This window comes from uncultured Comamonas sp., from assembly GCF_964277875.1.
Taxonomy (GTDB): Bacteria; Pseudomonadota; Gammaproteobacteria; order Burkholderiales; family Burkholderiaceae_C; genus Comamonas; species Comamonas sediminis.
Window position 1 is genome coordinate 1 of record NZ_CAXYJV010000001.1, and the last position, 11,525, is coordinate 11,525.

Annotated in this window: 10 protein-coding genes; 6 read left to right on the top strand and 4 right to left on the bottom strand. The window is 65.6% G+C overall.

The window, feature by feature from the left end:
* Window positions 1-180: 180 nt before the first annotated feature.
* The 3 genes from ACHWUQ_RS00005 to ACHWUQ_RS00015 form a co-directional block, all read right to left on the bottom strand.
* Window positions 181-1,155, bottom strand: coding sequence for a Bug family tripartite tricarboxylate transporter substrate binding protein (locus ACHWUQ_RS00005; protein ID WP_394680004.1), 975 nt, complete (start codon window positions 1,153-1,155; stop codon window positions 181-183).
* 135 nt (window positions 1,156-1,290) lie between these two features.
* Window positions 1,291-2,730, bottom strand: a complete 1,440-nt coding sequence (locus ACHWUQ_RS00010; RefSeq protein ID WP_394680005.1) for a hypothetical protein — start codon at window positions 2,728-2,730, stop codon at window positions 1,291-1,293.
* 69 nt (window positions 2,731-2,799) lie between these two features.
* Window positions 2,800-3,078, bottom strand: coding sequence for a hypothetical protein (locus ACHWUQ_RS00015; RefSeq protein ID WP_312451955.1), 279 nt, complete (start codon window positions 3,076-3,078; stop codon window positions 2,800-2,802).
* Between the two features lie 79 nt (window positions 3,079-3,157).
* Here ACHWUQ_RS00015 and hemA point away from each other — a divergent pair, with 79 nt between their 5' ends.
* The 6 genes from hemA (at window position 3,158) to ACHWUQ_RS00045 (ending at window position 10,725) form a co-directional block, all read left to right on the top strand.
* The gene (gene hemA, locus ACHWUQ_RS00020; RefSeq protein WP_230770608.1) at window positions 3,158-4,474 is read left to right on the top strand and encodes a glutamyl-tRNA reductase; all 1,317 of its coding nucleotides are present in this window, start codon (window positions 3,158-3,160) and stop codon (window positions 4,472-4,474) included.
* A gap of 116 nt (window positions 4,475-4,590) precedes the next feature.
* Window positions 4,591-5,676, top strand: coding sequence for a peptide chain release factor 1 (gene prfA / locus ACHWUQ_RS00025; RefSeq protein ID WP_239810809.1), 1,086 nt, complete (start codon window positions 4,591-4,593; stop codon window positions 5,674-5,676).
* A gap of 8 nt (window positions 5,677-5,684) precedes the next feature.
* Window positions 5,685-7,712 carry a PEP/pyruvate-binding domain-containing protein gene (locus ACHWUQ_RS00030; protein WP_394680006.1) on the top strand — a complete coding sequence of 676 codons (2,028 nt, stop codon included), beginning with the start codon at window positions 5,685-5,687 and terminating at the stop codon, window positions 7,710-7,712.
* Between the two features lie 29 nt (window positions 7,713-7,741).
* Window positions 7,742-8,608, top strand: coding sequence for a peptide chain release factor N(5)-glutamine methyltransferase (prmC, locus tag ACHWUQ_RS00035; protein ID WP_312833719.1), 867 nt, complete (start codon window positions 7,742-7,744; stop codon window positions 8,606-8,608).
* Between the two features lie 109 nt (window positions 8,609-8,717).
* Entirely contained in the window at window positions 8,718-9,038 is a 321-nt protein-coding gene (gene grxD, locus ACHWUQ_RS00040; protein WP_021027821.1) for a Grx4 family monothiol glutaredoxin, read from the top strand.
* A 346-nt stretch (window positions 9,039-9,384) separates the two neighbouring features.
* Window positions 9,385-10,725, top strand: coding sequence for a hemolysin family protein (locus tag ACHWUQ_RS00045; protein WP_394680007.1), 1,341 nt, complete (start codon window positions 9,385-9,387; stop codon window positions 10,723-10,725).
* 96 nt (window positions 10,726-10,821) lie between these two features.
* Here the strand turns inward: ACHWUQ_RS00045 and ACHWUQ_RS00050 are convergent, their stop codons facing one another.
* Window positions 10,822-11,433, bottom strand: a complete 612-nt coding sequence (locus ACHWUQ_RS00050) for a lytic transglycosylase domain-containing protein (protein ID WP_394680008.1) — start codon at window positions 11,431-11,433, stop codon at window positions 10,822-10,824.
* Window positions 11,434-11,525: the final 92 nt, after the last annotated feature.

Consider the following 11,525-nt stretch of genomic DNA (forward strand, 5'->3'; position numbering starts at 1 on the left):
CTACCTGCTCGACAACGGCCAGCTTAAAAGCCAGCGTGTAATCGCTCTGCGTCCGCTTAGTCCTAGACTCCATCTTGCTTATCCCTTTGGGTAAGTCCAAGGTGTCAACGCTAATACGGACGGGTCAACCGCCAGACAAAAGCCCGGCCATGCCGGGCTTTTTTGGGTGCGCGCTGCGCCTCAGTCCATCTTGGTGCCCGAGGCCTTCACCGCGTCGGCCCAGCGTGGCGTCTCCGCCGCCAGGAACTGCTGGAAGGCCTCGGCACCGAGAAAGGCCGGGTCAGCGCCCTGCTCCACCATGCGGCCGCGCACATCGGGCATCTGCATCACCTGGCCAAACGCGGCGCTGAGCTTGTCCACCACGTCCTTGGGCGTTCCGGCGGGCGCGAGAAAGCCATAGAAGCCCACGACCTCAAAGCCCTTGAGCCCGCTTTCAATGGCGGTGGGCACCTCGGGCAGCGCCGGGTTGCGCTCCTTGCTGGTGACGGCCAGCGCACGCACCTTGCCCTGCTTGTGGTAGGCGGCAGCCAGCGGAATGCTCTCGGCCATGAACTGCACCTGGCCTCCCACCAGATCGGTAAAGGCCGGCGCACTGCCCTTGTAGGGAATGTGCACCAGGTCCAGCCCGGTCGCACTCTTGAACATCTCGGGCACCAGGTGGCTGATGCCGCCATTGCCGGCCGAGCCAAAGTTGACCTTGCCCGGGTTGGCTTTGGCGTAGGCGATGAACTCCTGCAGGTTCTTGGCCGGTACCTTGTTGTTGACCAGCAAGGCCAGGGGCTGCATGGCCGTGCGCGCCACCGGCGTGAAATCGCGCAAGGTGCTGTAGGGCAGCTTGGGGTAGAGCGCGGGGTTGATCACCATCACCCCGGTATTGGCCAGCATCAGCGTGTAGCCATCGGGCGGCGCTTTCATGACATCCTGCGCGCCCACCGCGCCACCGGCACCGGGTTTGTAGTCGACGATGATCGGCTGGCCCAGCACGCCCTGGAGCTTGTCGGTCAACAAGCGGGCATGCTGGTCCAGCGGGCCTCCTGCGGGAAAGCCGATGACCACGCGCACCGGCTTGGTCGGAAAAGGTTGCTGGGCCTGGGCGGCAGCAGTCAGCGCCAGCCCGGCGACGACTGCCAGGCAGGCGTGTGCAATGTGCTTCATGGAGGGTCTCCTTGGGTTGTTATCGGTTGAGCGGCGGGCAGCGCAAGCGCGGCCTGTGCACCGCATGATGACCGGCGCACCCCGCTTCTACAACCGGCCCCTGTCTCGCATTTTTTCGGATTGACGCCGCCGCCTTCAGACAGTAGCTGCCGCCGCCTGGGCAGTGGGCGCGGACTTGCGCCGCCACAGCAGCCACAGCCAGCCCAGGCCTTGCACGGCCGTCAGCACCACCAGCATGTCCAGCGCCAGCTGCGCCGCCCACAGGTGCTTGCTCATGTCGCGCACACCTTCGCCCAGCAGCACAATGATCACCTGCGACACCACCAAGAGCGCCAGCAGCAGGCCGCCAGCAGCCAGCGGGCGCATGCGGGCGGCCTGGCGGCAGCGGCTGGCGGCAAACAGCGCCAGCGCGGCCAGCAGAAACAGCGGCGCCAGCGGCGTGATGCTGCGGTCGCGCAGTAGCGTCAGCTGCTGCAACAGATCGGTCACCGGCTGGGCACCGACCTCGTGGCGGTGGAGGTAGAAGTTACCGGGAAACACATGGAAGTACTGCACCGTGAAATGGCTGGGCAGCGCAAAGCGGGCCAGGCGCCACAGGGTCAGCGGGTAGTGCAGATAGGGCCGCAGCACATCGCCCTTGCCCAGCTTGGGTGTCACCGGGTAGCAATCGCGGTCCGTGTGCTGCACCTGGGTGCCGCCGGGGCCCGAAAGCGCATTGCCCCAGGCATCGACACCGATGCAGTCCCGGCGCTCGGCCGGCACGCCCAGGCCATCGAGCTGCGCCGGGCTGAGCACCATGTAGGAGCCCAGGTAGACGCCATGGTAGGCATTGAGACTGGCGTTCTTGCCGATCAACAGCGGCACCAGGCACAGCACCTGCACCGCCAGCAGCAGCTTGAGCAGCCCCCTGTCGGCCGGGCTGCGCTGCCAGCGGCCCGCGGCCCAGACGCACAACAGCGCCAGCAGCGGAACATAAAAATACTGCACCTTGGCCAGGCCGCACACCAGTGCCCCCAGGCCCAGACCGGCCAGCCGGACTGCGCGGCGCGAGGCCAGCATGCCCAGCAGCAGCAGTGGCAGCGCGATCAGGCAGGCGTATTCGGCATAGAACGACTGCGCCATACCGATGTTGTGTGCCATGAAGAACGCCGCCAACCAGGCCAGCGCCAGCCCCGCCCAGCCCAGCGCACCGCGCTGCAGCGCCACAGCGCATTGCCAGGCCAGCACACCGGCATAGGCCAGCAGCAGCAATTTGGCCGCCAGCGCCGTGCGCGACAGGTCAAACAGGTTCCCCGGCATGAAGCGCTGCACCCAGCCCGCGAACGTGAACATATGCGAGGCCAGTTCCGGATTGCCCGGCGTGCGGAACGCGCGCTCGGGCAGCGTCCAGTGGATGCCGTCGCCCAGAGGCGTCAGGTAGAGATGGCCCACCACGCGTTGAAAATCATTGGTGTCGGCAAACAGCAAGGCCTGCGATCCCCAGACCAGCGCCGCCGCTACAACGCCCACCGCCAGAAAGCAGATACAGAAAAGCCACCGGGAGCGGTGGCCTGCCAAGGTCGTTGTGGTAGTCATCCCACAATTATGTCTGAATTGTAAAGAAACGTATAGCTCCTGCCTCAGAAATAATTGCAGTCGCCGGCCTCAGCGCCGCCAGTTGCCCAGCACCGCCCATTGGCTGCTGGCCATCGCCAGCACCAACAGCGCATAGCCCGCCAGGCTGCCATCGCGGCCCTGCCACAGCAGGGCGGCAAAAAGGGCGGCACAGCCCACCAGAAAATGCAGTGCCAGCTGGCCATACCAGGGCAGCAAGGGCGTGGCCTTGCGTGCAAACACCCAGCGGGCCAACACCAGCAACAGCGCCAAAAAGGCGGCGGGTGCGCAGAAATTCAGCAGGTGCCAGAGGCTGGTGCTAGCAGTCATGGAGCGGGCAGGTTGATATAAGTCAAGCTGGTACTGATACGACAAGCAATGGATTTACAGAGATTTTATAATCTGTGACATGGCAGTTTGGGCCCTGGGCATCAACCACACGACGGCACCGGTCGACATTCGCGGCCGGTTTGCATTTGCACTCGACAAGATTGCGCCAACTTTGCAGAGTTTGCGCAGCACGATCTCGGGTGTGCACAGCCACGCCGGTGTGGAAACCGCGATCCTGTCGACCTGCAACCGCACCGAGATCTATTGCGCCGCCCAAGAGCCGGCGCTTGACCACACCTTGCGCTGGCTCGCCCAGAGCGGCGACCTGCCAGCCGATGCGCTGAAGCACTACACCTACACCTTGCAGAACGACCTGGCCGCCCGCCACGCTTTTCGCGTGGCCAGCGGTCTGGACTCGATGGTGCTGGGCGAGGCCCAGATTCTGGGCCAGATGAAGAACGCCGTGCGCGCCGCTGAAGAAGCCGGCTCGCTGGGCACCACGCTGAACCAGTTGTTCCAGCGCAGCTTTGCCGTCGCCAAGGAAGTGCGCAGTGCCACCGAGATCGGCGCGCACAGCATCAGCATGGCCGCCGCTGCCGTGCGCCTGGCGGGCCAGCTGTTTGAAGACCTGACCAAGATCCGCGTGCTGTTTGTCGGCGCCGGCGAGATGATCGAGCTGTGCGCTACCCATTTCGCAGCCAAGCAGCCCGCCCACATCACGGTGGCCAACCGCACGCTGGAGCGCGGCGAAAAACTGGCCGGCCATTTTGGCGCCAGCACGATGCGCCTGGCCGATCTGCCCGACCACTTGCACGAATACGATGCCATCATCAGCTGCACCGCATCGAGCCTGCCGATCATCGGCCTGGGTGCCGTCGAGAGCGCACTGAAAAAGCGCAAGCGCCGCCCGATCTTCATGGTGGACCTGGCCGTTCCCCGCGATATCGAGGCCGAGGTCAAGAACCTGGGCGATATCTACCTCTACACCGTGGATGACCTGGCCCATGTGGTCAAGGCCGGCCAGGAGCAGCGCCAGGCTGCCGTGGTGCAGGCCGAAACCATCATCGATGCCGGCGTGCAGCGCTTCATGCATTGGATGGACCAGCGCGCCCCAGAGGGCGGCGCCGTGCCGTTGATCCAGCAGATCAACGCGCAGGCCGATGTCTGGCGTGCGCTGGAGATCGAGCGCGCCAAGAAGCGCCTGGCCAAGGGTGAAGACATGGACGCGGTGCTCGATGCGCTGACGCGTGGCCTGTCGCAAAAGATTTTGCATGGCACGATGGCCGAGCTGCACGCGGGCGATGCCCAGGCGCGTGCCCAGACTGCAGACATGGTGTCGCGCCTGTTCCTGCGCAGCCAGCGCGGCGGTGGCAACGGCCACCAATCGGGTTTGTAGCGACGCTGCGCGGCTTGCCGCCCCTGCTTGCTCCCCCGCTCCTCCTTTTCTCGGCCTGCCTGTTTGATCGCTGCATTTGCGGCAGCCCCGGCGCAGGCCCTGCCTACCAGACCGCCATGAAAGACTTTCTCCGCCAACAGCTGGAACGCTATGCCGAGCGCCTCAACGAGCTGAATTTTCTGCTTTCGCGCGAGGACATCATGGCCAACATGCCGCAGTTCCTCAAGCTCTCGCGTGAGCACACCGATGTCGCCGCAGTGGCCGAGCGCTATGCGCGCTACCAGCAGGTCGAATCCGATATCGAAGGGGCCAAGGAGATGCTGGCCGACCCGGACATGGCCGACATGGCGCGCGAGGAAATCAGCAATGGCGAGGCCGAGCTGCAGCAGCTCGCCGCCCAGCTGCAACGCATGCTGCTGCCCAGGGACCCGGACGATGCCCGCCCCGCCTTCGTCGAAGTGCGGGCCGGCACCGGCGGTGATGAATCGGCGCTGTTTGCCGGCGACATCACCCGCATGTACACCCGCTACGCCGAGCGCATGGGCTGGCGGGTCGAGATCATGAGCGCCAACGAGGCCGAACTGGGCGGCTACAAGGAAGTGGTGCTGCGCATCGACGGGGGCGACAACGTCTACGGCACCCTGCGCTTTGAATCCGGCGGCCACCGCGTGCAGCGCGTGCCCGCCACCGAAACCCAGGGCCGCATCCACACCAGCGCCTGCACGGTGGCGGTGATGCCCGAGCCCGATGAGCAGCAGGCCATCACGCTGAACCCGGCTGACCTGCGCATCGACACCTTCCGCGCCAGCGGCGCCGGTGGCCAGCACATCAACAAAACCGATTCGGCGGTGCGCATCGTCCACTTGCCCACCGGCATCGTCGCCGAATGCCAGGACGGCCGCAGCCAGCACAGCAACAAGGCCAAGGCCTTGCAGGTGCTGCAGGCCCGCATCCAGGAAAAGGAACGCAGCGAGCGTGCCGCCAAAGAGGCAGCGATGCGCAAGGGCCTGATCGGCTCGGGCGACCGCAGCGACCGCATCCGCACCTACAACTTCCCGCAGGGCCGCGTCACCGACCACCGCATCAACCTGACCTTGTACAAGCTCAGCTTCATCATGGACGGCGACCTCAGCGAGCTGATGGAAGCGCTGCAGTCCGAACGCGAGGCCGAGTTGCTGGCCGAGCTGGAAGTCAACCAATAAGGCCTGCGATGCCCAGCCGCCCCCACCCCGGTTTGGCGTTGCGCGCTGCCTGGCGTGCGGCGGGTTGCATCGCGCTGGCCCTGGCCACCAGCAGCGCATCGGCACAGCTGGCGCGCAAGCCCTCGATGTATGAGGATGGACGCGCAGCGCAGGAGCTGATCGCCAGGCCAGGCAGCAGCGCACCCGCGCAGGCCATGGCCCACCACAGCAGCCTGCCCTTTGCCGCCGATCTGCCCAGCCAGGCCGCCTTTGACCAGCTGGCCCGCGTCTACAACGCCGGCACGCCGCTGGCCCAGCCCCATGTGATCTTTGTGGTGGACCGCCAGGCCCAACCTGCGGCCCGGCTGTATTTCATCAACACCCCGCGTTACCAGCTGCACGACCACTTCCTGCGCGCCCAGGGCTTGCTGCGCGGCGGCAAGGACGCGCTGAACCGCAACTACCGCGACGCGGGGCGCCGCTTCATCCTGGGCACCTTGAGCTGGCAGCCGCAGATCGACGGCTATGTCTACGAATTCTGGGAAGGCGACCAGCTGACAGGCGCCTTGCTGCGCGAAACCCAAGCCCAGCTGCGCAGCCATTTTTTTGCGCCCGTACAGTTCAAGGCCAATGCCAGCGCGCAAGAGCAGGTGGCAGCCGCCGCAGGCATTCCCGCTGTGACGCAAAGCGCGCTGATCGGCCAGCAGCCCTTTTTGCCGCTAAACCCCGGCCAGGCCGTGGGCCGCTTGCGCCTCGTGGAGGATATCGACCAGGTGCAGGACCTGCAGCCCAGCGACATCGTGGTGCTGCGCCAGGTACCGATTGCGCTGCCGCCGGTGGCGGGCGTGGTGACCGAGCAGCCATCGACCATGGTGTCGCATGTCAACCTGCTGGCCAGGGGCTGGGGCGTACCCAATGCCTATGTGCGCGATGCCAGCCAGCTGCTGGCAGCACACAACGGCCAATGGGTGCACCTGACGGTCAGCGCCAAGGACTACCAGCTGCGGGCCGCCACCAGTGCCGAACGCAGCCAGGTCCTGGAGCGCACGGCCCTCAAACGCAGCCTGGCGGGCGCCAGCATCCAGACCGACACGCGCAGCGGCGCGCTGCAGCCGCTGGCGGCACTGCGCGCCAGCCACCGCCGCCAGTGCGGGGCCAAGGCCGCCAACCTCGGCGAAGTGCGGCATGCAGGCATTGCCGGGGTCCAGGTGCCCGACGGTTTCTGCCTGCCCTTTGGCGCCTATGCCAGCGCGATGCAGCGTTTTGGCCTGGCGGAAAAAGTGGCCCGCATGCGGCAGCAGCCGGGCTTTGACAGCGATGCCGCGCTGCGCCGCAGTGCCTTGGCCGCGCTGCGTGCCGAGATCGAACAGATGCCGCTGGATGCCGCTTTTGCCAGCCAGCTGCAAGCGCGCTGGACCAGCCAACTGCAGCAGGCTGGCGTGTTTGTGCGCAGCTCCTCCAGCTCGGAAGATTTGCCCGGCTTCAGCGGCGCCGGCCTCTACACCACCGTGCCCCATGTGAAGGGCGAGGCGGCCTTGCAGGATGCCGTACGCAAGGTCTGGGCCTCGGTCTTCAACTTCGAAGCCTGGGAGGCGCGCCGCGCCGCCGGCATTGCGCAGGACGCTGTTGCAATGGCCGTGCTGGTGCAAAAGGCGGTGGATTCCGATGCCTCGGGTGTGATGGTCACGCGCGATCCGCTGGGCAACACCCCGCACAGCGTCTTCATCGCCGCCAAGCGCGGCATCGGCATCCGCGTGGTGGAAGGCCGGCGGGTCGCAGAGCAGGTGCTGTATTCGCGCCGCAGCAAGGCCGTGCAGGTCCTCAGCCGCTCGGCCGAAGACACCGAGCTGCGGCTGGCACCTGGCGGCGGCGTGCAGGAAGTGGCCGTTGCGCAGCGCCAGGTGCTGAGCGATGCACTGGTCCAACGCCTGGCCGATGCCGCTGCTGCGGTCGAAAAGCAGTTTGGCGGCCGCACCCAGGATATTGAATGGGCGGTTGCTGGCGACCAGGTCCTGATCCTGCAATCGCGGCCCTTTGTGCAGGCCGCCAACCCCTAGCCCGCAGCCACAGCGAACCGCGCAGCGACATGAATGCTCCCACCCCCGACACCCCCATCACGGTCACCCAGGCACTGGCGCAAGCCGCTGCGCTGGGCATCGCCCGCATCGATGCGCAGATGCTGCTGCTGCAGCTCTGCGGCCAACCGACCCATGCGCGCGCCTGGCTCATCACCCATGACGGCGACAGCCTGAGCAGCGCGCAGACCGCGCAGTGGCAGCAATGGCTGCAGCGCCGCGCCGATGGCGAGCCGGTGGCCTATCTGACTGGCCATAAAGGCTTTTACGGGCTGGACCTGGCCGTGGACGCCCGCGTGCTGGACCCGCGCCCCGACACCGAAACCTTGGTGGACTGGGCGCTGGAGCTGCTGCCCGATGCGGCACCGGGCCAGCCAGCCTTGCGCCTGGCCGACCTGGGCACCGGCAGCGGCGCGATTGCGCTGGCCTTGCAGCATGCGCGGCCTGCAGCCGAGGTCTGGGCGGTGGATGCCAGCAGCGATGCGCTGGCGGTGGCCCAGGCCAATGCAGAGCGGCTGCAGTTGCCGCTGCGCTTGGCGCACAGCCACTGGCTGTCGGCGTTGCAAGGCCCGTTTGACGCCATCATCACGAATCCGCCCTATATCCGCGACGATGACCCGCACATGCCTGCGCTACGCCATGAGCCGCGCCAGGCGCTGACCAGCGGCGCCGATGGGCTGGACGACATCCGCCATATCATTGATGCCGCCCCCCGCTACCTGCGTGACGGCGGCTGGCTGCTGATCGAGCATGGCTGGGACCAGGCGGACGGGGTGCGCGCGCTGTTGGCACAGCGCGGCTTTGCCCAGGTGCAAAGCCGCAACGACCTCGCTGGCATCGAGCGAGCCAGCGGCGGGCAATGGGCTTCCATGAAATAATGGCAACCCTGTCCGCGCTTGATATGTGGCAAACCGCCCACATCTGGGAAGCTGATCCCAGCGCTGATCCGATTACATAGCAACCCACACGCCCCGACGGAGCCCATCCATGAGCGATACCCAACAACGCATCGACCAACTGGTCAAAGGCCATGACATCGTGCTGTTCATGAAGGGAACAGCCAGCTTTCCGCAATGCGGATTCTCCGGCCGTGCCATTCAGATTCTCAAAGCCAGCGGCGTGGAGACCCGTGGTCTGACCACCGTCAATGTGCTCGAAGACCCCGAGATCCGCCAAGGCATCAAGGACTACAGCCAGTGGCCCACGATCCCGCAGCTGTATGTCAAAGGTGAATTCATCGGTGGCTCGGACATCATGATGGAAATGTACGAATCGGGCGAGCTGCAGCAACTCGTGGCGACGCTCTGATTGCGCTGCACCCGGCTTGCCGGATGTGCCCAGGCCGCCTTTGAGGCGGCTTTTTTGCGCCTGTGCGCGGCTGCTGGCTGCGCTGCGCGGCCCTTTGATGGCGGCACACAATGGCCCCGCCAGCCGCCATAGCCAGGCTGCTGGGGTAAGCTTGGCACCGCAGCACCAACCGCGCCCCGCCCGCCCGCTGTGGGCTTTGGGCGCCTGCTGCCAAAAGCACTTGCCAGTCTCCAGACGGGCATGCGACCATTGAACACGGATTCAATCCGGCGGCGCCCCGCGCGCTGACCCCGCTTTTGCCGAAAAATGTGAGCAGCCGGTCTGCACTGCTCCTACAAGAACGTCTATGAATCTTACGCAGAGTCTCTTTGTCATTGCCTTGCTGATCAGCTTCAGCGCCTTTTTCTCCATGGCGGAGATAGCGCTGGCCGCCTCGCGCCGCCTGCGCTTGCGGCAGATGGTGGATGACGGAGACCCGCGTGCAGAACGTGTGATGAAGGTCCAGGAGCAGCCCGGTGAGTACTTCACCGTCGTGCAGGTGGGCCAGAATGCGGTGGCCATTCTGGGCGGTATCGTTGGCGAAGGGGCACTCAGCCCCTTTGTCGCGGGCATCGCCAGCCGCTGGCTGGAACCAGCCACCGCGCAAACCATCGGGTTCCTGTTTTCGTTCACCGTGGTCACCTCGCTGTTCATTTTGCTGGCCGACCTGCTGCCCAAGCGCCTGTCGATGGCCGAGCCCGAAGCCTTGGCGCTGCGGGTGCTGCGGCCCATGCAGTGGTGCATGACGATCTTCAAGCCGGTGGTCTGGTTCTACAGCAAGGCGGCCGATGCACTGTTCCGTGTGCTCGGCCTGTCGACGATCCGCGATGAAAAGATCACTTACGAAGACATTCTGGCGATGACCGAGGCGGGCGCCAAGGCTGGTGTGCTGGCCGCGCAGGAGCAGCAGGTGATTGCCAACCTGTTCGAGCTCGACACGCGCACCGTCGGCTCGGCGATGACGCAGCGCGACCGCATCGCCTTCTTCTACCAGGACGACAGCGACGACATCATCCGCGCCCGCATTGCCGAAGAGCCATTTTCGACCTACCCGGTCTGCGCCGGGGATATCGACCATGTGGTCGGCTATGTGGATGCCAAGGACCTGTTCCAGCGCGCGCTGAACAACCTGCCGATGAAGCTGCACGACGAAGGCCTGGTCAAGAAGGCGCTGGTCATCCCCGACCGGTTGACCCTGGCCGAGGTGCTGCAGCAGTTCCGCCAGGCGCATGAGGACTTTGCGATCATCGTCAACGAATACAGCCTCGTGGTCGGCGTGGTCACGCTCAACGATGTGATGAGCACCGTCATGGGCGACCTGATGGGCCCGGTCGACGAGGAGCTGATCGTGCGCCGTGACGAGACCTCGTGGCTGATCGACGGTATCACGCCGATCGAGGATGTGGAGCGTGCCCTGCTGCTCGATGACCTGCCGCACGCCGATGAGTACGAGACCCTCGGCGGCTTCTTGATGGTGATGCTGCGCCGCATCCCCCGCCGCACCGACAAGGTGGGCTGGGGCAAGTACCAGTTCGAGGTGATGGATGTGGACAGCTACCGCATCGACCAGGTGCTGGTCACCGTCGTGGACCCCAACAAGGTGCCGGATTCGCCGGTGCCGCCAGCCCCGGGCAGCCTGTTGGCCTGAACACCGGTCCAACCCACACCCGGGCCCATGAAAAAGCCACCGCATGCGGTGGCTATGTTGTGGTCGCAGTGCTGGCAGCTGCCACGGGCCCAAGCTTCAGGCTTCCACCTTGTTCTCGAACAGCCACTGGCGCTGGGCACCGTAGACCAGGTTGGGGTAGGTATCCTTTCCGCGGCTGCCGTTGTAGCGGCCCAGTGCCATGAACAGATCGCCCTTTTCGCGGTCCAGGTAGTGGCGCAGAATCACACAGCCAAAACGCAGATTGGTCTGCATGTGGAAAAGCTTGGCAGGGTCGCCATCACCGATCACCCGGGTCCAGAATGGCATCACCTGCATGTAGCCCCGGGCGCCGACATTGGACATGGCGAACTTGCGGAAACCGCTTTCGACCTGGATCAGGCCCAGCACCAGCGATTCATCGAGGCGCGCACGCCGGGCCTCATACCAGACGGTCTGCAGAAAATCGCGGCGCACTTCCCATTCGGGTTTGCGCCGGCGCAGGCGGTCACTCATCGCGCCCAGCCAGCGCAGGTAGACGATCTTGGCCTCGGTCGAGACAAACACGGGCTCCGGTGGCGCCGCGCTGCCAATGGCGGCCGTCAGCGCCGAGCGCACCGAATCGATCAGCGGCTCCTCCAGCTGGCCACCGGCATGCGCAGCCTGCGGCGCTGCCAGCCAGGCGCCGGGCCCCGCCAACAGCGATGCCATGGCCGCGCGGCGTGATACGCCCGCAGGTAGAGCAATGCGTGAGCCTGACATCCTGGATCAATCCCTCTGGTGAATATTTTTTGCGGCGCCTG